Below are 25,692 nucleotides of genomic sequence, written 5' to 3' on the forward strand. Positions count from 1 at the left end.
CCTCGTCACCGCCTCCCTGGTCGGCAACCGCTGGAACGCCTGGGCGGTCGTGCCCACCGCCGGCCGCATCACCGCCGCCCCCGCCCTGGTCTCCCGGGCCCGCGGCACTCTCGACGCCTTCGTCGTCCGCAAGGCCGACGGCGCCGTCCTCCAGCTGCCGTACGCCGGCGGCGCCTGGCGCCCCTCCGCCGTCGTCCAGGGCCTCGACGCCACCGCCCGCCCCGACGCCGTCGCCGCCGGCGACCGGCTCTACGCCTTCGCGCCCGGCGGCCAGGCCGCGGTCGCCCCCGACGCCGACTGGTCGACCGCCCCGCTGCCCGGCACGCCCACCGCCCTGGGCGCGGCGGCCGCGTCGCCGCACACGCTGGAGATATTCACCAGGACCCCCGCCGGCACCCTGAGCAGGGCCACCGCGTCGGTGTGACGGCGCCGCAGGCGGATGCGGGCACTTCCGCGGCACGACAGGGGCGGTAGGTTTCGGCCAGCCGGTAGGCTGGACCCGTGGCAATCGTCGATGTATCCGAAGAACTGAAATCCCTGTCCTCGACCATGGGGTCGATCGAGGCCGTCCTCGACCTCGACCGGATGCGGACCGACATCGCCGCACTTGAGGAGCAGGCCGCCGTACCGTCCCTGTGGGACGACCCGGAGAGTGCGCAGAAGATCACCAGCCGGCTCTCCCACCTCCAAGCCGAGCTGCGCAAGGTCGAGACGCTGCGCGGCCGCATCGACGACCTCGGCGTCCTGTTCGAGCTGGCCGAGGCCGAGGACGACGCCGACACCCGCACCGAGGCCGAGAGCGAGCTCGAAGAGGTCCGCAAGTCGCTGGACGAGATGGAGGTCAGGACCCTGCTGTCGGGCGAGTACGACGCCCGCGAGGCCCTGGTCAACATCCGCGCCGAGGCCGGCGGCGTCGACGCGGCCGACTTCGCCGAGCAGCTCCAGCGGATGTACCTGCGCTGGGCCGAGCGCCACGGCTACTCCACGGAGGTCTACGAGACCTCGTACGCCGAAGAGGCCGGCATCAAGTCGACCACCTTCGTGGTCAAGGCCCCCTACGCCTACGGCACCCTCTCCGTCGAGCAGGGCACCCACCGCCTGGTGCGGATCTCCCCCTTCGACAACCAGGGCCGCCGCCAGACCTCCTTCGCCGGCGTCGAGGTCCTCCCGGTCGTGGAGCAGAGCGACCACGTCGAGATCGACGAGTCCGAGCTGCGCATCGACGTCTACCGCGCCTCGGGCCCCGGCGGCCAGGGCGTCAACACCACCGACTCCGCGGTCCGGATCACCCACCTCCCCACCGGCATCGTCGTCTCCTGCCAGAACGAGCGCTCCCAGATCCAGAACAAGGCCAGCGCCATGAACGTCCTCCAGGCCAAGCTGCTCGAACGCCGCCGCCAGGAGGAGCAGGCCCTGATGGACTCCCTCGGCAAGAGCGACGGCGGCAACTCCTGGGGCAACCAGATGCGTTCGTACGTCCTGCACCCTTACCAGATGGTCAAGGACCTGCGCACCGACCACGAGGTCGGCAACCCCCAGGGCGTCCTCGACGGCGACATCGACGGCTTCATCGAGGCGGGCATCCGCTGGCGCAAGTCCCGTGAGAAGACCGCGGCTTGAGCCGTCCGACCTCCTTGCTGATCGGCGCAGCGACCCTGATCGCGGGCGGCATCGGCTTCCGCCTGACCCCGAGCCTGGTGGCCGGCCGTCGCGACGCGGCCTGACGGCAGCACGCGGACGCACGCGGACGCACGCATACGCAAAAGGGTGGGGCCGGAACGCACAGGCGTTCCGGCCCCACCTTCGTTTTGCGCCCGCTAAGGCTCTGCTCGTCGTCTCCCGGGGCACGCTCGAAGGCTGGCTCCGACCATGCTCTGCCCAGAGATCTCACGGACAGTGACCGAAAAGGTCACGCCGTGGCGTGCTCCACGACCAGGACGACGGCCAGGAGAGCCACCAGGAGGGCGATCAGGGTGGCGGGGGATATGGAGGACCAGCCGGGCTCCTGCTGCATGCGCGCGCGGTTGGCGCGGCACACGGGACAGCGGCCTTCGGCCACCGGGCCGGAACAGTTCGCGCACACCAGCCGGTCGACTGTCATGGTCGTCTCCTCACTCCGCCTGGTGAACGCTCCCGGTGGGTGAATCGTTCCCGGGAGGGGTGCTTGCCAGTCCTGGGGTCGGCACTGCGTACGCACTGTCTACTGTGACAGGTTCCGGGGCGGGATGCGCCCGGGGGCGGCGGGGCGGGAATGCGCGGGCTTGCCCGATTATGCCCTGTGGGACGGCCCACCAACCCGCCACGACGACTGCGCACGGCTTGCCCCGTCGCGTAGTGTCGCCCTCATCCCCTGTCCGCTCACCCCGCAAACCCCTGGTGCGAACGTGATCCGATTCGACAACGTCACCAAGACCTACCCCAAGCAGAACCGCCCCGCGCTGCGGGACGTGTCGCTGGAGATCGAGAAGGGTGAGTTCGTCTTCCTGGTGGGCTCCTCGGGCTCGGGCAAGTCGACCTTCCTGCGGCTCATCCTGCGCGAGGAGCGGACCGACACCGGCATGGTGCACGTGCTCGGCAAGGACCTGAACCGGCTGTCGAACTGGAAGGTCCCGCACATGCGGCGCCAGCTCGGCACGGTCTTCCAGGACTTCCGGCTGCTGCCGAACAAGACGGTCGCCCAGAACGTCGCCTTCGCGCTCGAAGTGATCGGCAAGGCCCGCGGCACCATCCGCAAGACCGTGCCCGAGGTGCTCGACCTGGTCGGCCTGGCCGGCAAGGAGGACCGGATGCCGGGCGAGCTGTCCGGTGGCGAGCAGCAACGCGTGGCGATCGCCCGGGCGTTCGTGAACCGCCCCATGCTGCTGATCGCTGACGAGCCGACCGGAAACCTCGACCCGCAGACGTCGGTGGGCATCATGCGGCTCCTCGACCGGATCAACAGGACCGGCACCACCGTGGTGATGGCCACCCACGACCAGAACATCGTCGACCAGATGCGCAAGCGCGTCATCGAACTGGAGAAGGGGCGGCTGGTACGCGACCAGTCGCGCGGTGTCTACGGCTATCAGCACTAGGGCTGCCAGCACCGGCAGCCGGCCGTAACGAGACCCGTCCCCCTTCCGAAAGGAACCTCGACCCCCATGCGCCTCCAGTTCTTCCTGTCGGAGATCGGCGTCGGCCTCCGCCGCAACCTCACGATGACCTTCGCCGTGATCATCTCCGTGGCGCTCTCGCTCGCCCTCGCCGGTGGCGCCCTGCTGGCCAACAAACAGGTCGACTCGATGAAGGGCTACTGGTACGACAAGGTCCAGGTCACCGTCTACATGTGCAACAAGAGCGACGCGGGCACCACGCCCAGCTGCGCCAAGGGTGCGGTGACCGACGACCAGAAGAAGCAGATCCTCGCGGACCTCAAGAAGCTCCCGATCGTGGAGAAGGTCTACTACGAGAGCGCCGAGGGCGCGTACAAGAACTACGAGCAGCAGTTCAAGAACTCCCCGATGGCCACCTCCATCACCCCGGACCAGATGCCGGAGAACTACCGGGTCAAGCTCAAGGACCCGACGAAGTTCACCGTCATCGCCAGCGCCTTCCGGGGGCGCCCGGGCGTTCAGTCGGTCGAGGACCAGCGGGCGCTGCTGCAGAACCTGTTCTCGCTGCTCGGCGGCATGACCAAGGCCGCCTACGTGGTGCTGGCCTTCATGCTGACCGTCGCGATGCTGCTGATCGTCAACACCGTGCGGGTGTCGGCCTTCAGCCGCCGCCGGGAGACCGGCATCATGCGGCTGGTCGGCGCGTCCAGCTTCTACATCCAGATGCCGTTCATCATGGAGGCGGCCTTCGCCGGCCTGGTCGGCGCCGCGGCCGCCTGCGTGATGCTGCTCGGCGGGCGGTACTTCATGATCGACGCCGGGCTCAAGCTCCAGGACAAGATCCCGCTGGTGTCCTTCCTCGGCTGGGACTCCGTCGTCCAGGTGCTGCCGCTGGTGCTGCTGATCGGCTTCCTGATGCCGGCGTTCGCCGCGTTCATCGCGCTGCGGCGGTACTTGAGGGTCTGAGCGGGAGCCCGCCGGGGCGTCCACCGGACCCGCCGGCGGTCGGCGTATCTTCCCGTACGACGCCCGATTCTGGCCTAGACTTCCCGCCATGTCCGGCCCGTTGATGTTCGGGACGCCCCGCCGTATCCGCCGCGGGGCGACCCTGACGTTGGTCTTCGGGACGATCCTCGCCACCGGCGCCGCGGCCGGCAGCCTGGCGGAGCCGCGGCAGCCCGCCAGGACGGCGCGCATCGCGGAGGCCCCCGCGGCCGGTTCGGGCCGCGACGACGCCAAGGAGCCCCCTACGAAGGGCGCGAGCACCGGCGCCGACGCGAAAAGCGGCCGCCACACGGCCGACGGCGACCCCGTACCGGTCGACACCGAGGGCATCGCCCGGGAGATCGCCCAGGGCAAGGTCGGCCCGCAGGCCGTACGCAGGCTGGTCAGCCGCAGCGGCGACCGCTGGTCGTCCTTCTACACCGCGCAGGAGTACGCCGGCCTGCAGGAGGCGCTCGACGGCCGCTACGTCGGCACCGGGCTGTGGGTGCGGCGGATCGACGGGGGCCGGATCCAGGTCGCCCGGGTGCAGTCGGGCAGCCCGGCGCAGCGGGCCGGCGTCCGGGTCGGCGACGTACTGGACTCGATCGACTCCGCCCGATGTACCGGCCTGGCGGTGACCGAGGTGGTCGCCGCCCTGCGCGGCGACAACGTACCGGGCAGTACGGTCACGCTCACCGTGCAGCAGGGCGGCCGCGACCGGACGGTCACCATGCAGCGGGCCACGCTCGCCACCGAGGCGGTCACCGTCAGCCGGCCCGACGGCCCCGAGGGCCCCACCGACATCGCCATCGACGCCTTCACGCTCGGCACCGGCAAGCAGGTGCAGGCCGCGGTGAAGGGGGCCGAGCACGGCGTGCTGCTGGACCTGCGCGGCAATTCCGGCGGCCTGGTCGAGGAGGCCGTCGCCGTGGCGTCCGCCTTCCTCGACGGCGGCCTGGTCGCCACCTACGACGTCCACGGGCAGCAGCAGGCGCTCTACGCGGCCCCCGGCGGCGACACCACCGAGCCGCTGGTCGTCCTCGTCGACGGCGGCACCATGAGCGCCGCGGAACTGCTGGCCGGCGCGCTCCAGGACCGCGGCCGGGCGGTGGTCGTGGGCTCCCGCACCTTCGGCAAGGGCTCGGTGCAGATGCCCAGCCCGCTGCCCGACGGCTCGGTCGCGGAGCTGACCGTCGGCCACTACAGCCTGCCCGACGGCCGCGGCGTCGACGGCCGCGGGATCGAGCCCGACGTCCAGGTCGGCGGCGGCCAGGACGCGGCAGCCGAGGCACGCGAGGTAATCGCTGGCCTCGGCCCCCCCTCCTAGTGGGAGAATGACCGGGCTATGGCAAAAGAGACCGGTCGCAAGATCATCGCGCAGAACAAGAAGGCGCGACACGATTACCTCATCCTCGACACGTACGAGGCGGGCCTGGTGCTCACGGGCACCGAGGTCAAGTCGCTGCGCATGGGCCGCGCGTCCCTCGTCGACGGCTTCGCCCAGCTCGACGACGGCGAGGCGTGGCTGCACAACGTGCACATCCCCGAGTACACCCAGGGCACCTGGACCAACCACTCGGCCCGCAGGAAGCGCAAGATGCTGCTGCACCGGGCCGAGATCGACAAGCTGGTCCACAAGACCCAGGAGTCCGGCCACACCATCGTGCCGCTCGCGCTGTACTTCAAGGACGGCCGGGTGAAGGTCGAGATCGCCCTCGCGAAGGGCAAGAAGGAGTACGACAAGCGGCAGACCCTGCGCGAGAAGCAGGACCGCCGCGAGTCCGAGCGCGTGATCTCCGCCACCCGCCGCCGCCAGCGCGCCTGACCCCCGTCCGGGGGACGCCCCGGGAATACGCTGGCCGCGCCGTGCGCTGATCACGTACGATGGGCACAGCAGCACCGGACCATGGTGAGCCCGGTGTGCACATTGAAAACACCACATGGGGATGATCGGTTTCGACTGGGGATGTCGAAGCAGGGGAAGCGAGCCGAGGAAGCGGCAATGATCTCGTTAACCATATGTCGCAACCAATAATCGCCAACACCAAGCGCGATTCCTTCGCCCTCGCTGCCTAAGTAGCGACTTGCGAAGTGTCAGCCCGGGGGTGATCCCGACCCGGATCCTGGCATCATCAAGGGATCTAAACTTCTAGGACCGGTCACGGGTCCTGGAAGGAAATCAAACAGTGACTGGGCCCGTCGGCGGCTTGTCCGCGTGACTGCCGGGGCCGAGAAAAGCACAGCGGACTGCGCTCGGAGAAGCCCTGTTTCCGCACCACAGGACGCGGGTTCGATTCCCGCCATCTCCACTCATCCCATGCGCCGGACGGCGCCTCCCACCCGGGGGGCGCCGTTCGGCGTTTCCGGGGGCTCACAGTGGGGGCTGGGGGCGAATGAGAGCACGGTTGCGTTCGTGTGACCTGGTGGCACGGGGCGGTAACGCGCCGTTCCTATCGTCGGGACGACACCCGGCAGAGGACAGCACAGGTCACAAGGGAGGCGCCATGAGTCGATGGACAGGTCGGTGGATCGAGCAGTGGGACCCCGAGGACGAGCGGTTCTGGGATGAGGGCGGCGGCAGGCGGGTCGCGCTGCGCAACCTGGTCTTCTCGGTGCTGTCCGAGCACATCGGCTTCTCCATCTGGAGCCTGTGGTCGGTCATGGTGCTGTTCATGGGGCCCGCGTACCACGTCGACCCTGCCGGGAAGTTCTTCCTGGTGGCCATGCCGACGCTGGTCGGCGGCGTGCTGCGGGTGCCGTACACCTTCGCGGTGGCGAGGTTCGGCGGCCGCAACTGGACGATCGCCAGCGCGCTGCTGCTGCTGATCCCGACCGTGACCGCGTCCTTCGTGCTGAAACCCGGGGTCTCCTACTCGGCGCTGATGCTGGTCGCGGCGCTCACCGGGGTCGGCGGCGGCAACTTCGCCTCCTCCATGACCAACATCAACTCCTTCTACCCGCTACGTGAGAAGGGCTGGGCCCTCGGCCTCAACGCCGGCGGCGGCAACATCGGGGTCGCCGCGATCCAGCTGGTCGGCCTGCTGGTCATCGCCACCGCGGGCGCCGGCCACCCGAGGGTCGTGCTCGCCGTCTACATCCCGCTGATCGTCGTCGCGGCCACACTCGCCGCGCTGTACATGGACAACCTCACCACGGTGAAGAACGACACCGGGGCCGCGATCGACGCGGCGAAGGACCCGCACACCTGGATCATGGCGCTGCTCTACGTCGGCACCTTCGGCTCCTTCATCGGCTACAGCTTCGCCTTCGGCCTCGTCCTGCAGAACCAGTTCGGCCGCACCCCGCTGCACGCGGCCTACCTGACCTTCATCGGGCCGCTGCTCGGCTCGCTGATCCGGCCCGTCGGCGGCCGGCTCGCCGACCGCTTCGGCGGCGCCCGGATCACCCTGGTGAACTTCCTGGCCATGGCGGCCGCCACCGGGGTCGTCGTCACCGCCTCCGAGCAGAAGTCGCTCGGGCTGTTCCTGCCCGGCTTCATCGCGCTGTTCGTGCTCAGCGGCCTCGGCAACGGGTCCACGTACAAGATGATCCCCGGCATCTTCCACAAGAAGGCCGAGGCCAAGGGCCTGACCGGGGAGGCCGCGGCTGCTTGCGGGCGGCGGCTGTCCGGCGCGTCCATGGGCCTGATCGGCGCGGTCGGCGCGCTCGGCGGGGTCGGCATCAACCTGGCCTTCCGGGAGAGCTTCCTCAACAGTCACTCCGGCACTCCGGCCTTCGTGTCCTTCCTGGCCTACTACGGGGTCTGTTTCGCGATCACCTGGGCCGTATACCTGCGGCGGCCGTCCCGCACCCCGGCGGGGGAGGAGCAGACCACGCCCACCGGCACGGCCGCCTACGCGGAGGTGTGAGCTGCCGATACGTACGTAACACCCGGGAAATCCCGGCGAACCGAAGCCGTCACCCCGCCTTGCGACGATGCCGGAACCCAGGCGGGGCGGCGCGACGGAAATCCAGTGGCAAGGGTGGGAAACGATGCAGGCGCAGCAGCTGAGCGGGAAAGGCGGACCCGAAGCGGTGGCACCGCTGGCGGGCTTCACCGTCGGCGTGACGGCGGCCCGCCGCGCCGACGAGCTGGCCGCACTCTTCGAGCGGCGCGGCGCGGTCGTCCTGCGCGCGCCGGTGCTGCGGATCGTGCCGCTGCCCGACGACGCGGAGCTGCTCGCCACGACCAAGCAGCTGCTGGACGACGCCCCCGACATCGTGGTCGCCACCACCGCGATCGGCTTCCGCGGCTGGATCGAGGCCGCCGAGGGATGGGGCCTCGGCGAGGCGCTGCTGCGGCGGCTCGGCGAGGTCGAACTCCTCGCCCGCGGCCCGAAGGTACGCGGCGCCGTCCGCGCCGCCGGGCTCACCGAGGCGTGGTCGCCCGCCTCCGAGTCCATGGCCGAGGTCCTCGAACGGCTCCTCGACCAGGGAGTCGACGGGTGCCGCATCGCCGTGCAGCTGCACGGGGAGCCGCTGCCCGGCTTCATCGAGTCGCTCCGGGTCGCCGGGGCGCGCGTCGTGGCCGTACCCGTCTACCGCTGGATGCCACCGGAGGACCTGGCGCCGGTCGACCGGCTGCTCGACGCGGTCTTCGCGCGGTCCCTGGACGCAGTGAGCTTCACGAGCGCCCCCGCGGCCGCCTCGCTGCTCGACCGCGCCGGGCAGCGCGGGCGCCTCGACGACCTGCTCGCCGCCTTCCGGCGCGACGTGCTCGTCGCCTGCGTCGGGCCCGTGACGGCCCTGCCGCTCCAGGCCCACGACATCCCCACCCTGCAGCCCGAACGCTTCCGCCTCGGGCCGCTCGTCCAGCTCCTCGCCCGTGAGCTGCCCGGGCGCGTACGCCCCCTCCCGGTGGCCGGCCACCAGGTCGAGATCCGCGGCCAGGCGGTCGTGGTGGACGGCGTGTTGCGGCCGGTGCCGCCTGCGGGGATGGCCCTCTTGCGGGCCCTCGCCCGGCGCCCGGGCTGGGTCGTCGCCCGCGCCGAGCTCCTGCGGGTGCTGCCCGGGGCCGGGCGGGACGAGCATGCCGTCGAGACGGCGATGGCTCGCTTGCGGTCTGCGCTGGGGGCGCCGAAGCTGATTCAGACGGTGGTCAAGCGGGGGTATCGGCTTTCGCTCGACCCGCACGCCGACAAGTACGCTCCTGGGGCGGTCTGAGCCCCTGCCCCTTGCGGCGGCTTGCTTGGCTGCGGCGCCGTCGGGGTTGCGCGCGCAGTTCCCCGCGCCCCTTTGGGCCTGCCCCTTGCGGTGCGTTGCTTGGCTGCGGCGCCGTGGTGGCTGGGCGCGCAGTTCTCCCCCAGAGCTTCGCCTGGGGGTACCCCCACGCGGCCCTTTTGGCCTGCGTCCTCCTGTGCGAGCGTTGGGCCCTGGCAAAGGGGCTCGACCTTGGCAGCGCACCGCAAGGGGCAATCACCCAGGGGTGCGACAAGCCACGACGGTGGGGAAGGCGACCGCTTAACACGGGGGGCGCCCCCCTCGGGCGCAGAGGGAAGGCGCGTGCACGGCGCTAGCCCCCGACCGGGAGGTACCGGCACTCTGGGGGGTCGGCGAGGTCGTGGAAGGGAGGGGGCGATGGGGGAGTTGCGGTTCGACGGGGGGCGGGTGTGCCTGGATCTCGTGGCGACGCGGGTGGCGCGGCCGGTCGGGGAGCGGCTCGATCGGGTGGAGCGGGTGGTCGAGTGGGTGTACGGCACCGGGCTGGTCCCGCCGGGGACGCCCGTGGAGGCGGACCAGGGGTGGGCGCGGGGCCTGACGGACCTGCGCGCGCTGCTGGAGGACCTGGTGGGCGCCCAGCTCGCCGGAACCGCACCCCCGCCGGAGGCGGTGGCGCGGCTCAACGAGGTCGCGCGGGCCGCCGCCCCGCCCGCGCCGCGGGCCGTGCTGGGCGCGGACGGTGCCCTGACCAGGTCGTTAGCGGCGCCGCCGGACGCGGCCGGCCTGCTCGCGGCGGTGGCGAGGGACGCGGTGGACCTGTTCACCGACCCCGTCACCCGCTCCCAGCTGCGCCGCTGCGAGGGCGAGAACTGCGCCCTGGTCTATCTGGACACCTCCCGCGGCCGCCGCAGGCGCTGGTGCAGCAGCGAGGTCTGCGGCAACCGCGAGCGGGTCGCCAGGCACCGCCGGCGTACCGGCCCGGCGCTGCGCAACGCCTGACCCTTTCCGCCCGCGGAGCGAATTGCGCGGGTCGGCCTGATGCGCCGGGTGGGCAGAAGCCCGCAGGTCGCGTACGGTTGCAGGCTGCCCCTCGCGCGGAACGGTAACCCGCGGGGCGGCGCACGACGTACACACGAAGGGGGTCCTGCGTGGCCGCGCAGACCGCAGTTCAGGACCGGCAGGGGGGCGGCGGCGTCAGGGAGCGGGAGATCGCCGTCGAGCAGCAGCACCTCGACCGGGTCTACCGCCGACTCGAGGAGAAGATCCACGAGGCGGAGTTCCTGATGAGCGACGCCGCCAAGAAAGGCCATGTGGGGACGCCCGGCGCGCTCGCCGAGCGGGACGCGCAGGTCTTCCGGGCCGGCGTGCACCTGAACCGGCTGAACAACGAGTTCGAGGACTTCCTGTTCGGCCGGATCGACCTGCTGCGCGGCAAGGACGGCAAGAAGGGCGCGGACGGCGCCTTCACCTCCATCGACCCCGCCGACGACGCGATCCGCGACGACGCGACCGCCGACATCGCCGAGACCCTGCACATCGGCAGGATCGGCGTGCTCGACACCGACTACGCCCCGCTGGTCATCGACTGGCGGGCGCCGGCCGCCGCGCCCTTCTACCGGTCGACGCCGGTCGCGCCCGGCCGGGTCGTACGGCGCCGGGTGATCAGGTCCAAGGGGCGCCGGGTGCTCGGCGTCGAGGACGACCTGCTGCGCCCCGAGCTGACCACCGGCCTGCCCGTGGTCGGCGACGGCGCCCTGATGGCCGCGCTCGGCCAGGCCAGGACGCACAGCATGCGGGACATCGTCTCCAGCATCCAGGCCGAGCAGGACCTGGTGATCAGGGCGCCCGCCGCGTCCGTCACCGAGGTGACCGGCGGCCCCGGCACCGGCAAGACCGCGGTGGCGCTGCACCGGGCGGCGTACCTGCTCTACCAGGACCGGCGCCGCTACTCCGGCGGCATCCTGTGCGTCAGCCCCACGCCGCTGCTGGTCGCGTACACCGAAGGCGTACTGCCCTCGCTCGGCGAGGAGGGCCAGGTCGCGATCCGCGCCGTCGGCTCGCTGGTCGACGGCGTCACCGCCGATCTGTACGACGAGCCCGCCACCGCCCGCGTCAAGGGCTCCCTGCGGATGCAGAAGGTGCTGCGCAACGCGGCACGGGGCTGCCTCGACCTCGCCCTTGAGGGCCCCGCGACGCTGCGGGTGGTGGCCTTCGGGCGGCGCGTCGAGCTGTCCGCCGGTGAACTGTCCGACCTGCGGCACGCCGTGCTCGGCGGCACCGCCCCGGTCAACCTGCTGCGCCCCCGGGCCCGGCGGCTGCTGCTGGACGCGCTGTGGCGCAAGACGGGGCGCCGCTTCGACGACGCCGAACTCGCCGCCGAGGAGCGGCAGGGCTTCGACGAGGACATCTCCACCGAGCAGGACTTCATCGACTTCCTCGACGCCTGGTGGCCGGTGCTGGAGCCGCGCGGCGTGCTGGCCGCGCTCGCCGACGAGAAGCGGCTGGCCCGGTGGGCGCGCCGGGTCCTGACACCGCCCGAGGTGCGGCGGGTGGCGCGGTCGCTGCGCAGGGACGGCTCCAGCGCGCACGACGTGGCGCTGCTCGACGAGCTGGAGATGCTGCTCGGGCCCGTGCCGCGGCCCAAGCAGCGCGAGGCCGACCCGCTGGACGAGCTGACCGGCCTGGACGAGGTCACCACCTACGCGGACCGGATGCCCGGCGGGCGGCGCGGCCGCGCGGAGCGCCTCGACGAGGAGCGGACGGAATACGCCCACGTCATCGTGGACGAGGCGCAGGACCTCACGCCCATGCAGTGGCGGATGGTCGGCCGCCGCGGCCGTACGGCGACCTGGACGATCGTCGGCGACCCGGCGCAGAGCTCCTGGTCCGACGTGGAGGAGGCCGCCCAGGCGCGGGACGAGGCCCTCGGCAGCCGGCCGCGGCGCCGCTTCACCCTCACGGTCAACTACCGCAACCCGGCGGAGATCGCCGAGGTCGCCTCGACGGTGCTCGCGCTCGCCATGCCCGGCATGGAATCCCCGCGGGCGGTCCGCTCGACCGGCATCGTGCCGCGCTACGAGGTCGCCGGCGCCGACCTGGCCGCCGACGTCCGCGCGGCCGCCGCGCGGCTGCTCTCCGAGGTCGACGGGACCGTCGGGGTCGTGGTCGCCATGAACCGGCGGGCGCAGGCCCGCGGCTGGCTGGAAGGCCTCGGGGAGCGCGTGGTCGCCCTGGGCAGCCTGGAGGCCAAGGGTCTCGAATACGACGCCACGGTCGTGGTGTCGCCGGCGGAGATCGCGGAGGAGTCGCCTGCCGGGCTGCGGGTTCTGTACGTCGCCCTCACGCGGGCGACGCAGCGGCTCACGGTCCTCGCCACCGCGCTGGACGCGCCCGATGCTGGGGGGGTCCCCGACCTCCTCCGCCCATTGGCCTGACCGGCCGGGGGTTCCCGAGACCTTGCCCGGGCGGCGCGTCCTTTGCCTGCGGGCGCGCTGTGGCTGGTCGCGCAGTTCCCCGCGGGGCCCTTTGGGCTCCGCCCCGTGCGGTGCGTTGCTTGCGTGCGGGCGCCGTGGTGGCTGGTCGCGCAGTTCCCCGCGGGGCCCTTTGGGGCTGCGTCCTGCCACGCCCAGGCGTTGGCCCCTGGCAGGGGCTGGGGGTCTTTGCGGAGGGCACCCACCCAGGGGCGCGTGGGGGTACCCCCAGGCGAAGCTCTGGGGGAGAACCGCGCGCGCAACCCGCGGTGCGGAAGAAAGGAATGCACCGCAAAGAGCAGAAGCGCCCCCCGGGGCCGGGCCGCCGGCCGGGAGGGGGCGAAGGTTGGTGACACCGACCCGCCATGCTCGCCTCGCGGCAAGTGGGCGCTCGAAGCGCCTAAGGTTGGGCCCGGGGGCTTGGATCGGGCCGGTGTCGTAATCAGGCTAACAAACCCGGGGCCGAAGCTCTTCCCGGGCCGGGCAAAACCGGGGTGTTGCCGTGTCTTCACATCGTGGAAGTAGTCTTCCACGGGTACGAACACCCTCAGGCAGGAACCGGAAGAAGGTCGTCATGGCAACGGCGCCAAGCGTCTCCTACTCGATGACGGTACGGCTGGAGGTCCCCGCGGGGGGGACCGCGGTCAGTGCGCTGACCACCGCAGTGGAGTCGTCCGGCGGGTCGGTCACGGGTCTGGACGTCACCGCGTCGGGGCACGAGCGGCTGCGGATCGACGTCACGGTCGCGGCCAGTTCGACCGAGCACGCGGGCGAGATCGTCGGGAAGCTGCGCGGCATCGAGGGTGTCACGATCGGCAAGGTCTCGGACCGTACGTTCCTGATGCACCTCGGCGGCAAGATCGAGATGCAGTCCAAGCACCCGATCCGCAACCGCGACGACCTGTCCATGATCTACACCCCCGGTGTGGCGCGGGTCTGCATGGCCATCGCGGAGAACCCCGAGGACGCCCGGCGGCTGACGATCAAGCGCAACAGCGTCGCCGTGGTCACCGACGGCTCCGCGGTGCTGGGGCTCGGCAACATCGGGCCGAAGGCCGCGCTGCCGGTGATGGAGGGCAAGGCGGCGCTGTTCAAGCGGTTCGCGGGGATCGACGCGTGGCCGCTGTGCCTGGACACCCAGGACTCCGACGAGATCGTGGCGATCGTCAAGGCGATCGCCCCCGGCTTCGCGGGGATCAACCTGGAGGACATCTCCGCGCCGCGCTGCTTCGAGATCGAGGCGAGGCTGCGCGAGGCGCTGGACATCCCGGTCTTCCACGACGACCAGCACGGCACCGCCATCGTGGTGCTGGCGGCGCTGACGAACGCGCTGCGGGTGGTCGGCAAGCAGATCGGCGACCTACGGGTCGTCATGTCGGGGGCGGGCGCGGCGGGTACGGCGATCCTGAAGCTGCTGATCGCGGCGGGGGTCAAGCACGCCGTGGTCGCCGACATCCACGGGGTGGTGCACGCGGGCCGCGAGGACCTGGTGGACGCGCCCGCCGGGTCCGCGCTGCGCTGGATCGCCGACAACACCAACCCCGAGGGCGCCACGGGGACGTTGAAGCAGGCGGTGGCCGGCGCCGACGTCTTCATCGGGGTGTCGGCGCCCAACGTGCTGGACGGCGAGGACGTCGCGGCGATGGCGGACGGAGCGATCGTCTTCGCGCTGGCCAACCCCGACCCGGAGGTCGAACCCGCGGTGGCCCGGCAGACCGCCGCGGTGGTCGCCACCGGGCGCAGCGACTTCCCCAACCAGATCAACAACGTGCTGGTCTTCCCCGGCGTCTTCCGGGGCCTGCTGGACGCCCAGTCCCGCACGGTCAACACCGAGATGATGCTGGCCGCGGCCCGCGCGCTGGCGGCGGTCGTCGGGGACGGCGAGCTGAACGCGAACTACATCATCCCCAGCGTCTTCAACGACAAGGTGGCCGGCGCGGTCGCCGACGCCGTACGGGAGGCGGCCAAGGCGCAGGGCCCGGCGGTGGCCGCGGCGGCGTCCGTCACAGTGGGGCAAGGGTTGTAGGGCGGGAAAGAGCCGGATTCGTATTCCGAGCGTCGAGCATCGGACGACAATCCGTCATCCCCGCGGTCCCGCAACGGTTTTTCCGCGACTCGCGCGGGCAGGCGATTGGCTTTCCGCCCATATATGGGGGCAGGATGCACACCTGGGCAGTGAGGCACACAGCAACAGCTTCGTAGCTCGCGCCCCCACGGCAGAAAGAACACGGGAGTACAGATATGAACCGCAGTGAGCTGGTGGCCGCCCTGGCCGATCGTGCAGAGGTGACCCGCAAGGACGCCGACGCCGTTCTGGCCGCGTTCGCTGAGACCGTCGGTGAGATCGTGGCCAAGGGCGACGAGAAGGTCACGATCCCCGGCTTCCTGACCTTCGAGCGCACTCACCGTGCCGCCCGCACCGCCCGCAACCCGCAGACGGGCGAGCCGATCAACATCCCGGCCGGGTACAGCGTGAAGGTCTCCGCGGGCTCCAAGCTGAAGGAAGCCGCCAAGGGCAAGTAAGTCCTGCGGCACGTCGAAGGGCGGTCTCCCCGGTCCGGGGAGGCCGCCCTTGCGTGTCGGCGCCGCAGGTCGCGGCGTCAGGCGACCGCCGCGGCGGCGGTCTTGGCGTGCTGCGCGGGCACGCCCGGCAGTTCGATGTGCGCGCCCAGGCCCTCCAGTTTGGCCAGGAAGTTCTCGTAGCCGCGGTTGATCAGGTCGATGCCGTGCACCCGCGAGGTGCCCTGGGCGGCGAGCGCCGCGATCAGGTACGAGAAGCCGCCGCGCAGGTCGGGGATCACCAGGTCGGCGCCCTGGAGCTTGGTCGGGCCCGACACCACCGCGGAGTGCAGGAAGTTGCGCTGCCCGAAGCGGCAGGCGCTGCCACCCAGGCATTCGCGGTAGAGCTGGATGTGCGCGCCCATCTGGCCGAGCGCGGAGGTGAAGCCGAGCCGGGACTCGTAGACCGTCTCGTGCACGATGGACAGCCCCGAGGCCTGCGTGAGGGCCACCACGAGCGGCTGCTGCCAGTCGGTCTGGAAACCGGGGTGCACGTCGGTCTCCAGTGCGATGGCGTTCAGCGGGCCGCCCGGGTGCCAGAACCTGATGCCCTCGTCGTCGATCGCGAAGGCCCCGCCGACCCGCCGGAAGGTGTTCAGGAACGTCATCATCGACCGCTGCTGCGCGCCGCGGACGTAGATGTTCCCCTCGGTCGCGAGGGCCGCGCTGGCCCACGACGCCGCCTCAAGGCGGTCGGGAATCGCGCGGTGCGTGTACCCGCCTAGCTTGTCGACACCGGTGATGCGGATCGTACGGTCGGTGTCCATGGAAATGATCGCGCCCATTTTCTGCAGGACGCAGATCAGATCCTCGATCTCGGGTTCGACCGCGGCGTTCGACAGCTCGGTGACGCCCTCGGCGAGCACCGCTGTCAGCAGCACCTGCTCGGTCGAGCCCACCGACGGGTACGGCAGCCGGATCTTGCAGCCGCGCAGCCGCTGCGGCGCCTCCAGATACTGCCCGTCGGCCCGCTTCTCGATCGTGGCGCCGAACCGGCGCAGCACGTCGAAGTGGAAGTCGATCGGCCGGCCGCCGATGTCGCAGCCGCCCAGCCCCGGGATGAAGGCGTGGCCGAGGCGGTGCAGCAGCGGACCGCAGAACAGGATCGGGATACGCGACGAGCCCGCGTGCGCGTCGATGTCCGCGACGTTCGCACTCTCCACCCGGGTCGGGTCGAGCACCAGCTCGCCCGGCTCCTCTCCGGTGTTGACCGTCACGCCGTGCAGCTGGAGCAGTCCGCGCACCACCCTGACGTCGCGGATGTCCGGCACATTGCGCAGCCGGCTGGGCTCACTGCCGAGGAGGGCGGCGACCATGGCCTTGGGCACGAGATTCTTCGCGCCTCTGACCCGGATCTCGCCTTCGAGGGGGGTTCCGCCATGGACAAGCAGTACATCGGCGATGTCGGTCATGGATCTCGCGATCGTCGGAACGGTTAGTGCCAGGGAGAACAGGGGAAATGGTAATGCGCCGAGCGACCCCTGCCGCTGGGCCGTGGCGACGCCCGTCGCCGCGTCGGCCGTACGGGCGCCTCGGCCAGTCGCACGGTCCGTACCCGGCGTGCTCCCCTGCCCCTGGTCGGGCACCTGACCGCATACCCCGTACGACCCCCCGCAGCGCTCCCGTATGCGGGATCATGTGGACCATGACCGAGGTGTCCGCGCTCACCGGACGGCTGCTCGTCGCCACCCCGAAGCTGGCCGACCCCAATTTCGACCGGGCGGTGGTGCTCGTCCTGGACCACGACGCGGAGGGCTCGCTCGGGGTCGTCCTGAACCGGCCCACCCCGGTCGGCGTCGGCGACGTGCTGCAGAACTGGGCCGCGCTCGCCGTCCTGCCCCAGGTCGTCTTCCAGGGCGGCCCCGTCTCGCTCGACTCCGCCCTCGGCCTGGCCGTCGTCCCCGGCGAGCCGCGCCCCGGCGACGGGCCCGAGGTGCTGGGCTGGCGCCGGGTGCACGGGGCCATCGGCCTGGTCGACCTGGAGGCCCCGCCGGAACTGCTCGCCGCCGAGCTGGGCTCCCTGCGGATCTTCGCCGGTTACTCCGGCTGGGGGCCCGGCCAGCTGGAGCGCGAGGTGGCCGGCGGCGCCTGGTACGTGGTCGAGTCGGAGCCCGGTGACGTGTCCGCGCCCGACCCGGAAGGACTGTGGCGGGCGGTGCTGCGCCGGCAGCGCAACGAGCTGGCGATGGTAGCCACGTATCCCGACGATCCGTCTCTCAACTAGTCTTGACTCCTATGAGCACTCTTGAGCCCGAGCGCGGGGCGGGCACCGGCACTCTGGTCGAGCCGACTCCGCAGCTCTCCCACGGTGACGGCGACCACGAGCGCTACGCGCACTATGTCCAGAAGGACAAGATCATGGCGAGCGCGCTGGAAGGCACGCCCGTCGTCGCCCTGTGCGGCAAGGTCTGGGTCCCCGGCCGCGATCCGAAGAAGTATCCGGTCTGCCCGATGTGCAAGGAGATCTACGAGGGCATGCCGCTCGGCGGCGGCGGAGACAAGGACAAGTCCGGCAAGGGCAAGGGCGGCAACGCCTGACGCCCTTCCGGCGGACAGGGGAGGCCTGTGGAAGGCGACGAGGGTGACGGGGGCGTGTTCGGTACGCCGGACGCGCCCGACGACGACTCCACCAGCAACGAGCGCGTCCACGCGCTCGTCGGACAGGGCCGCTTCGCCGAGGCGCACGCCGTGGTCGGCGACGCCTTCGTGGAACGCAACGGCAGCGCCGGCTACCTGCTGCGCGCGTGGGTCCTGGCCCAGGAGAACCGCGGGCCCGAGGCCCGCGAGGCGGTCGACTGGGCGCTGGCGCTCGCCGGGCCCGCGGAGGCGGCCGACGTCTTCGTCCTGGCCGGTGTGGTCCTTCTCTCACTCGACGAGGCCCACGACGCGCTGATCGTCGCGCTGCGCGCGACCGGGGCCGAGCCGGACGGCTGGGAGCCGGCCGTGCTGCTCTCCGACGTCTACCGGCGGCTCGGCCGCGTCCCGGACGCGGTCGCCGCCGCCCGGCGGGCCGTCGACCTCGCCCCGAACGAAGCCGAGGCGCAGGTCGCGCTGGCCCGCTCGCTCAGCGCCGGCCGGAGCATCCTGGGCCGCATACCCCGGCGGCTGCGCCCCGAGCACCGCACCGCCGTGGAGCGCTCCCTGCTGCTCGGCGCGGACCCCGGGCAGCTCCAGGCGCCCCGGGCCGGCGTCCTGACCGGCGGGCTCGCCGTCGCCCTGCTCTGGGGCATCCAGCTCTACCGCGTCGAGACCGGCGACAACTGGCAGTTCATCGCCGCCGGCGTCGTCCTGGTCGCCACGGCGGCACTGCTCGCGGTCGTCGTCCGCGTCCACGCCCGGCGTACGGGCACCGGTGCGCGCGCCCGGCTGCGGGGCATCCGGGCGACCGTCCGCACCGAGCTGGCAGCCGATCCCCGGCTGTGGCAGATCCGCGCCGCACACGTCGGCGCCGCCATCCCCGTGGCGCCGCTGGTCACCACCGGCCTCATCGCCGACCGCGCGTGGCGGCGCGAGCTGTGGCCGCTGTGGGCCGCGGTTCCGGTCACCGCGGCGGGCGCCGCCGCCCTCGCCCTGGCCGTCGCCGGCGTCCACTGGTGGTACGGCCCCGAATTCACCCGCCGCACCTTCCTCTTCTCGTGGTTCGGCCGCCTCCAGATCGTCATCCCGGCCCTCCTGCTGGGCGCCACCCTGGCGGCCGCGGTCGCCGGCTCGGCCGCCCGCTCCACCTGGCGCGACCTGGCCCTGGCCCACCTGGCCTGGCTCGTCCTGTCCGGCCTCGCCGCGGCGACCTTCTCCACCCGCGCCCGCACCCTGCGCGCCCGCTCCCTCTGACCGGCCGCGCCCTTCCCCCTGGCCCCCTTGCGGTGTGCCCCCCGGGGGCTGCCCCTTGCGGTGCGTGCCTGTCTGCACGCCGTCGTGGCTTGTCTCGCAGTTCTCCCCCAGGCGAAGCTCTGGGGGAGAACTGCGCGACCAGCCACAGCGAACCGCAAGTCTGGAGTCCGTAACAGCACCCCGCAGGGAGGAAGGCAGGATGAGCCCATGGATCTCATCCCGCAGGTGCGGTTGGCGCGGTCGGAGGGCGGCTCGGTCGAGCTGGGGGACACGGCCCGGCTGGAGGTGGGCGCGGGCGCCGAGAGTGCCGCGCGGTGGATACGCGGGGTGCTCGCGCCCGCGACAGGCGTGGACTTCCTGGAGGCCGGAACCGGTGGCGGGGGCGGAGCCGGGAACGGGGACGGCGTCACCGTCAGGCTGGCGGTGGACGCGGGCCTCGGGCCCGAGGCGTACCGGCTGGGCGTCGAGGCGGGCACCGTCGAGATCGCCGGCGGTGACGCCGCCGGCGTCTTCTGGGGCGTGCAGACGATGCGCCAGCTCATGGCCCCGGCGGCCTTCCGCCGGGCACCGGCCCCCGGGGCCGGCCCCTGGACCTTGCCGGTCTGCGCCGTCGAGGACCGGCCCCGCTTCGGCTGGCGCGGTTTCATGCTGGACGTCGCCCGCCACTTCATGCCCAAGGACGGTGTCCTGCGCCACCTGGACCTGATGGCCGCCCACAAGCTGAACGTGCTGCACCTGCACCTCACCGACGACCAGGGCTGGCGCCCGGAGATCACCCGCTACCCGCGGCTGACCGAGGTGGGCGCGTGGCGGGAGCGCACGAAGGTCGGCCTGCGGGAGTCCCCGCTGTGGGACGAGCGGCCGCACGGCGGCTACTACACCCAGGACGACCTCCGGGAGATCGTGGCGTACGCGGCGGCCCGGCACATCACGGTGGTGCCGGAGATCGACATCCCGGGCCATTCGCAGGCGGCCATCGCCGCGTATCCGGAACTGGGCAACACCGACGTCGTGGACACCGCCGCCCTGCCGGTGCTGCCGGAGTGGGGGATCAACCCCAACGTCCTGGCGCCGACCGAGGCGGTCCTGCGCTTCTACGAGAACGTCCTGACCGAGCTGCTCGACGTCTTCCCCGGTACCTTCGTCCACATCGGCGGCGACGAGTGCCCCAAGGAGCAGTGGCGGGCCTCGCCCACCGCGCAGGCGCGGATCGCCGAGCTGGGGGTGGCGGACGAGGACGGGCTGCAGAGCGCGCTGATCCGGCACTTCGACCGCTGGCTGGCGGACCGGGGGCGGCGGCTGATCGGCTGGGACGAGATCCTGGAGGGCGGCCTCGCGGAGGGCGCCGCGGTGTCGTCCTGGCAGGGCTACGCGGGCGGTATCGCGGCGGCCAGGGCGGGGCACGACGTGGTGATGTGCCCGCAGAGCCAGGTGTACCTGGACTGGCGGCAGGCGGAGGGCCCCGACGAGCCGGTGCCGATCGCCCATGCGCGGACCCTGGAGGACGTCTACCGCTTCGAGCCGGTGCCGGCCGAACTGACCGCGGCCGAGGCGGAGCACGTCATCGGCACCCAGGCCAACGTGTGGACCGAAGTGCTGGACTCCCCGCGGGCGGTGGACTACGCGGTCTACCCGCGGCTCGCCGCCCTGGCCGAGGTCGCCTGGTCGGCGTTGCCGCCGCCCGCGGAGCGGGACTGGCCGGACTTCGAGGCCAGGATGCGCACGCACTACGCCCGGCTGGACGCCCTGGGCGTCGAATACCGGCCGCCCGGCGGCCCGCACCCCTGGCAGCGCCGCCCCGGCGTCCCGGGGCGCCCGTTGGACGGTCCGCCCACGATCGTGTGACCATTCCGCAACTACCGCACCAGGCGGCGCGGGACCTGGCACCGTGGACCCGTAACCGCCGTAACGCGTACGAAGGATGGCAATTCCGGCACTGTGTCGTTTTCCCCGGGAGACGTACCATCGCACGCGTGGCGGACGGATCGGTACTTCGTGGACCCTCGCGCCGACCCCGGGGGAAGATGTGCCAGAGTTGCCACGTCCGGGCGCTCAGCACGTACGGTACGGCTACCGCGTGACGGAGGAAGGCCGGGAAGGGGCAGCTGCGTGAGCACGTATGCACAGCAGACCGCGGAGAATGTCACGTTGCCGTCCTCGCTCGACGAGGCGGTGGCGGCGCTCGCCGCCATGCCCAGCGCCGTGCCCGTCGCGGGCGGCACCGACCTGATGGCGTCGGTGAACGCCGGGCTGCTGCGGCCGGCCGCACTCGTCGGCCTCGGGCGCATCGCCGAGATCCGCGGCTGGCAGTACGCGGACGGTGCCGCGCTGCTCGGCGCGGGCCTGACGCACGCGCGGATGGGCCGCCCCGACTTCGCCGCGCTCATCCCCGCGCTGGCCGCCGCGGCCCGCTCGGCCGGACCCCCGCAGATCCGCAACGCCGGCACCCTGGGCGGCAACATCGTCTCCGCCGCGCCCACCGGGGACGCCCTCCCGGTGCTGGCCGCGCTGGAGGCCAGTGTCATCCTCGCCGGGCCCGAGGCCGACCGGGAGATCCCGGTCAGCCACCTGCTGACCGGAATGGACCCGCTGCGGCCCGGCGAACTGCTGGCCTTCGTCCGCATCCCGCTGCTGCACGCCCCGCAGACCTTCCTCAAGGCCACCGGACGCACCGGACCCGGCCGCGCGGTCGCCTCGGTCGCCCTCGTCGTCGACCCGGCCAGGCGCCAGGTGCGGTGCGCGGTCGGCGCGGTCGCCCAGGTGCCGCTGCGCCCGCTGGAGGCCGAGCAGTGGGTCGCCGGCCTGATCGACTGGGACGGCGAGCGCACCCTCGCCCCGGAGGCGTGCACCGCCTTCGGGGAGTACGTCGCCGCCGCGTGCATCCCCGACCAGCCCGGGGTCGAACTGCCCCCCGCCGCCGTCCAGCTGCGCCGTACGGTGGCCGCACTGTCCCGCCGAGCGCTCGGGAGGGCCCTGGCATGACCGACCAGCCGCAGCAGCCGGGCCGGCCCGGCAACTCCGGGGCGTGGCAGCCCGTTCCGGGCGGCGGGGACTACGACCCCGACCAGACCATGCACGTCTCCTTCGCCGCCCAGCTCCCGCCGGAGCCGCGCCCCGGCGAGGACCCGCTGAGCGCGCACGGGCCCGTCGGCGACACCGACCCGGCCACCCAGTGGACGATCCCCGTCATAAGGGACGAGCCCGAGGGTGACTCGGGCGAGTTCTCGGTCGGCGCCTTCGCGTCGTCGTGGGACCGGGCGCCGTCGCCCGCGGCGCCCACGCAGTCCTTCCCCGCCGGGATGTTCGGCCAGGGCGCGGCGGCCGCGCAGGCCGCGGCGGCGTCCCAGGCCCCGGCGCTCGCCGACCCCGTGGAGGCCGGGCACGAAGGGCAGTGGGCCGCCTTCTCCGGCTTCTCCGGCGGCGACGCGGTGCCCTGGCAGCCGGTCGACCAGGCGGCGGCGGAAGCCGCGTGGTCCGCCGTGGTGGACGAGGTGCCGGAGCCCGACGCGGCGGCCGGGGCCGACCCGGTGGCCCAGACGGACCCCGAGCCCCCGGTCGAGCCGGAGCCCGAACCCGAACCTGAACCCGAACCCGAGCCGGTCGAGGAGACCCGCAGCGAACACCCGCTGGCCTCCTACCTGCTGCGGGTCAACGGCACCGAACGCCCGGTGACCGACGCCTGGCTCGGCGAGTCCCTGCTGTACGTGCTGCGCGAACGCCTCGGCCTGGCCGGCGCCAAGGACGGCTGCGAGCAGGGCGAGTGCGGTGCCTGCTCGGTCCAGGTCGACGGCCGCCTCGTGGCGTCCTGCCTGGTGCCCGCCGCGACCGCCGCGGGCAGCGAGGTCCGCACCGTCGAGGGCCTGTCGGCCGACGGCCGCCTCTCCGACGTCCAGCAGGCCCTGGTGGAGAGCGGCGCCGTCCAGTGCGGCTTCTGCATCCCCGGCATGGCGATGACCGTCCACGACCTCCTCGAGGGCAACCACCGCCCCACCGACCTGGAGACGCGGCAGGCCCTCTCCGGCAACCTGTGCCGCTGCTCCGGCTACCGCGGCGTGGTCGAAGCGGTCCGCCAAGTCGTCGCCACCCGCGACGCTGAGGACCCCCCACCCACCGCCCGCATCCCCGCCCAGCCCGGCCCCACCTCCCCGGAGGCCGCCGTATGACCCCCATCGGCACCCACGCCCCCCCGCCGCCGCCCGGGCCCGCGGCAGCCGCCGCCGTGACCCCGCACGGCCGGCCGCGGACGGCACCCGACGAGGTAGGCGCCGCGGGCGCGGGAGGCCGGCGATGAGCGTCATCGACGGGCCGGGGGCCGTCACCGAGACCCTGGCCGCGGGCGGGCCGCCGCACGGCATCGGCACGTCGGTGCCGTCGACGGACGCGCCGGCCAAGACGCAGGGCACGTATCCGTACGCCGCCGACCTGTGGGCGGAGGGGCTGCTGTGGGCCGCGGTCCTGCGCTCGCCGTACCCGCACGCCCGGATCGTGCGGATCGACACCACCGAGGCCGCCGCGATGCCCGGCGTCCGTGCCGTCGTCACGCACGAGGACGTGCCGGGCGACGCCATGCACGGGCGGCTCGTCGCCGACCGGCCGGTCTTCGCGAAGGACATCGTCCGGCACCACGGCGAGCCGATCGCCGCGGTCGCCGCCGACCACCCGGACACCGCGAGGCTGGCGGCCGCCGCGATCCTGGTCGAGTACGAGGTGCTCGAACCCGTCACCGACCCGGAGAAGGCCTTCGCCGCCGAGCCGCTGCATCCCGACGGCAACCTGATCCGGCACATCCCGCTGCGCTTCGGCGACCCCGACGCCGTCGGCGAGGTCGTCGTCGAGGGCCTCTACCGGGTCGGCCGCCAGGACCCGGCGCCGATCGGCGCCGAGGCCGGCCTCGCCGTGCCCCGCCCGGACGGCGGCGTCGAGCTGTACGTCGCCTCCACCGATCCGCACGCCGACCGCGACATCGCCGCGGCCTGCTTCGGCCTGGAGAGCGGGCACGTCAAGGTCGTCGTCACCGGTGTGCCCGGCGCGATGGGCGACCGCGAGGACTCGAGCATCCAGCTGCCGCTCGGCCTGCTGGCGCTGCGGACCGGCTGCCCGGTCAAATTCGTCGCGACCCGCGAGGAGTCCTTCCTCGGGCACGCCCACCGTCACCCCACCCTGCTGCGCTACCGCCACCACGCGGACGCCGACGGCCGCCTGGTGAAGGTCGAGGCGCAGATCCTGCTGGACGCCGGCGCCTATGCCGACGCGTCCTCCGACGCGCTGGCCGCCGCGGTGGCCTTCGCCGCCGGGCCCTACGTCGTCCCGCACGTCTTCGTCGAGGGCTGGGCGGTACGCACCAACAACCCGCCGTCCGGGCACGTACGCGGCGAGGGCGCGCTCCAGGTCTGCACGGCCTACGAGGGCCAGATGGACAAGCTCGCCGCCAAGCTCGGCCTGGAACCCGCCGAGATCCGCATGCGCAACGTGCTGGCGACCGGCGACCTGCTGCCCACCGGGCAGACCGTCACCTGCCCGGCGCCGGTCGGCGAGCTGCTGAAGGCCGTACGCGACGCCGACCTGCCGCCGCTGCCCGATGGCGACGACGAGTCGCAGTGGCTGCTGCCCGGCGGCACCTCGGGCGCGGGCGAGCCCGGCGCGGTGCGCCGCGGCGTCGGCTACGCGCTGGGCATGGTCCACGTCCTCGGCGCCGAGGGCACCGACGAGGTGTCGACCGCGACCGTTCGGGTCCACGACGGCCGCGCCACCGTCATCTGCGCCGCCGTCGAGACCGGGCAGGGCTTCAGCACGCTGGCCCGGCAGATCGTCCAGGAGGTGCTGGGCGTCGAGGACGTCCGCGTCCTGCCCTCCGACACCGACCAGCCGCCCGCCGGGCCCGCCGCCCGCGGCCGGCACACCTGGGTCTCGGGCGGGGCGGTGGAGCGGGCCGCGAAGATGGTGCGAACCCAGCTGCTGCAGCCGCTCGCGGCGAAGTTCGGCATGTCGGTGGAGCTGCTGACCATCGCCGACGGGAAGATCACCTCTTACGACGGGGTGCTGTCCACGACCGTCGCCGAGACCCTCGACGGCAAGGAGCTGTGGGCGACCGCGCAGTGCCGCCCGCATCCCACCGACCGGCTCGACGAGACCGGCCAGGGCGACGCCTTCGTCGGGCTGACCTTCTGCGCGATCCGGGCCGTGGTCGACGTCGACATCGAACTGGGCGCGGTGCGCGTGGTGGAGCTGGCCGTCGCCCAGGACGTCGGCCGCGTCCTCAACCCGGGCCAGCTCGCCGCCCGCATCGAGGCGGGCGTCACGCAGGGCGTCGGCCTGGCCCTCATGGAGGACCTGCGCGCGCCCCGCGGCGTCGTGAAGCGCCCCAGCCTGACCGGTTACGCCCTCCCCACCGCCCTGGACGCACCCGAGGTGCGGATCGTCAAACTCGTGGAGGAGCGCGACGTCGTGGCACCCTTCGGGGCCAAGGCCGTCAGCGCGGTGCCCGTCGTGACGTCACCGGCCGCGGTGGCCGCCGCCGTCCGCGCGGCCACCGGCCGCCCCGTCAGCCGCCTGCCCATCCGCCCCCAGGCCGCCATCGTGAAGCCGCAGACGTAGGA

General features: G+C 72.7%; 20 protein-coding genes and 1 other RNA gene. 19 read left to right on the forward strand and 2 right to left on the reverse strand.

What is annotated here, in order from left to right; genetic code table 11:
• Positions 1–501 precede the first annotated feature (501 nt).
• On the forward strand, positions 502–1,620 hold the full coding sequence (gene prfB / locus BUE44_RS03415) for a peptide chain release factor 2 (protein WP_073493553.1): 1,119 nt from the start codon (positions 502–504) through the stop codon (positions 1,618–1,620).
• Between the two features lie 289 nt (positions 1,621–1,909).
• Here the strand turns inward: prfB and BUE44_RS03420 are convergent, their stop codons facing one another.
• Positions 1,910–2,101: a hypothetical protein gene (locus BUE44_RS03420; RefSeq protein WP_073493555.1), complete on the reverse strand. Its 192-nt coding sequence runs from the start codon at positions 2,099–2,101 to the stop codon at positions 1,910–1,912.
• Between the two features lie 283 nt (positions 2,102–2,384).
• Here BUE44_RS03420 and ftsE point away from each other — a divergent pair, with 283 nt between their 5' ends.
• From ftsE to BUE44_RS03475, 11 genes are all read left to right on the forward strand, one after another.
• The gene (ftsE, locus tag BUE44_RS03425) at positions 2,385–3,074 is read left to right on the forward strand and encodes a cell division ATP-binding protein FtsE (RefSeq protein WP_073493558.1); all 690 of its coding nucleotides are present in this window, start codon (positions 2,385–2,387) and stop codon (positions 3,072–3,074) included.
• Between the two features lie 66 nt (positions 3,075–3,140).
• Positions 3,141–4,058: a permease-like cell division protein FtsX gene (gene ftsX / locus BUE44_RS03430; RefSeq protein ID WP_073493560.1), complete on the forward strand. Its 918-nt coding sequence runs from the start codon at positions 3,141–3,143 to the stop codon at positions 4,056–4,058.
• Between the two features lie 88 nt (positions 4,059–4,146).
• Positions 4,147–5,403 carry a S41 family peptidase gene (locus BUE44_RS03435; protein ID WP_073493562.1) on the forward strand — a complete coding sequence of 419 codons (1,257 nt, stop codon included), beginning with the start codon at positions 4,147–4,149 and terminating at the stop codon, positions 5,401–5,403.
• An 18-nt stretch (positions 5,404–5,421) separates the two neighbouring features.
• Positions 5,422–5,901, forward strand: a complete 480-nt coding sequence (gene smpB / locus BUE44_RS03440; protein WP_073493563.1) for an SsrA-binding protein SmpB — start codon at positions 5,422–5,424, stop codon at positions 5,899–5,901.
• Between the two features lie 117 nt (positions 5,902–6,018).
• Positions 6,019–6,388: a transfer-messenger RNA gene (ssrA, locus tag BUE44_RS03445) on the forward strand.
• A 192-nt stretch (positions 6,389–6,580) separates the two neighbouring features.
• Complete coding sequence (locus tag BUE44_RS03450) at positions 6,581–7,945, forward strand: nitrate/nitrite transporter (protein ID WP_073493565.1); 1,365 nt, start codon at positions 6,581–6,583, stop codon at positions 7,943–7,945.
• Positions 7,946–8,069: 124 nt separating this feature from the next.
• Positions 8,070–9,239 carry a uroporphyrinogen-III synthase gene (locus tag BUE44_RS03455; RefSeq protein ID WP_073493567.1) on the forward strand — a complete coding sequence of 390 codons (1,170 nt, stop codon included), beginning with the start codon at positions 8,070–8,072 and terminating at the stop codon, positions 9,237–9,239.
• Between the two features lie 414 nt (positions 9,240–9,653).
• The gene (locus tag BUE44_RS03460) at positions 9,654–10,235 is read left to right on the forward strand and encodes a CGNR zinc finger domain-containing protein (protein ID WP_073493569.1); all 582 of its coding nucleotides are present in this window, start codon (positions 9,654–9,656) and stop codon (positions 10,233–10,235) included.
• Positions 10,236–10,384: 149 nt separating this feature from the next.
• Positions 10,385–12,670, forward strand: coding sequence for a HelD family protein (locus BUE44_RS03465; RefSeq protein ID WP_073493571.1), 2,286 nt, complete (start codon positions 10,385–10,387; stop codon positions 12,668–12,670).
• A 610-nt stretch (positions 12,671–13,280) separates the two neighbouring features.
• Complete coding sequence (locus BUE44_RS03470; RefSeq protein WP_073493573.1) at positions 13,281–14,732, forward strand: NAD-dependent malic enzyme; 1,452 nt, start codon at positions 13,281–13,283, stop codon at positions 14,730–14,732.
• Positions 14,733–14,947: 215 nt separating this feature from the next.
• Complete coding sequence (locus BUE44_RS03475) at positions 14,948–15,229, forward strand: HU family DNA-binding protein (RefSeq protein ID WP_016645140.1); 282 nt, start codon at positions 14,948–14,950, stop codon at positions 15,227–15,229.
• A gap of 77 nt (positions 15,230–15,306) precedes the next feature.
• On the opposite strand, the gene murA is transcribed toward BUE44_RS03475, so the two are convergent.
• A complete protein-coding gene (gene murA, locus BUE44_RS03480; RefSeq protein WP_073493576.1) occupies positions 15,307–16,677 on the reverse strand; it encodes a UDP-N-acetylglucosamine 1-carboxyvinyltransferase in 1,371 nt (456 codons plus the stop codon).
• A gap of 233 nt (positions 16,678–16,910) precedes the next feature.
• Between murA and BUE44_RS03485 the strand changes: the two genes are divergently transcribed.
• The 7 genes from BUE44_RS03485 (at position 16,911) to BUE44_RS03515 (ending at position 25,690) form a co-directional block, all read left to right on the forward strand.
• Entirely contained in the window at positions 16,911–17,489 is a 579-nt protein-coding gene (locus tag BUE44_RS03485) for a YqgE/AlgH family protein (protein WP_073493578.1), read from the forward strand.
• A gap of 11 nt (positions 17,490–17,500) precedes the next feature.
• A complete protein-coding gene (locus tag BUE44_RS03490) occupies positions 17,501–17,803 on the forward strand; it encodes a DUF3039 domain-containing protein (RefSeq protein WP_073493580.1) in 303 nt (100 codons plus the stop codon).
• 54 nt (positions 17,804–17,857) lie between these two features.
• Positions 17,858–19,096 (forward strand): hypothetical protein, encoded by a 1,239-nt coding sequence (locus tag BUE44_RS03495; RefSeq protein ID WP_159450225.1) that lies wholly within the window; start codon positions 17,858–17,860, stop codon positions 19,094–19,096.
• Positions 19,097–19,303: 207 nt separating this feature from the next.
• Positions 19,304–20,941, forward strand: coding sequence for a beta-N-acetylhexosaminidase (locus BUE44_RS03500; RefSeq protein ID WP_073493585.1), 1,638 nt, complete (start codon positions 19,304–19,306; stop codon positions 20,939–20,941).
• Between the two features lie 264 nt (positions 20,942–21,205).
• Complete coding sequence (locus BUE44_RS03505) at positions 21,206–22,078, forward strand: FAD binding domain-containing protein (protein ID WP_073493587.1); 873 nt, start codon at positions 21,206–21,208, stop codon at positions 22,076–22,078.
• Positions 22,075–23,259, forward strand: coding sequence for a (2Fe-2S)-binding protein (locus tag BUE44_RS03510; RefSeq protein WP_073493589.1), 1,185 nt, complete (start codon positions 22,075–22,077; stop codon positions 23,257–23,259). Before BUE44_RS03505 ends, BUE44_RS03510 begins: the two co-directional genes overlap by 4 nt.
• Positions 23,260–23,383: 124 nt before the next feature.
• Positions 23,384–25,690 (forward strand): xanthine dehydrogenase family protein molybdopterin-binding subunit, encoded by a 2,307-nt coding sequence (locus tag BUE44_RS03515; protein WP_073493592.1) that lies wholly within the window; start codon positions 23,384–23,386, stop codon positions 25,688–25,690.
• Positions 25,691–25,692: the final 2 nt, after the last annotated feature.

Source organism: Actinacidiphila paucisporea (genome assembly GCF_900142575.1).
Classification (GTDB): Bacteria; Actinomycetota; Actinomycetes; order Streptomycetales; family Streptomycetaceae; genus Actinacidiphila; species Actinacidiphila paucisporea.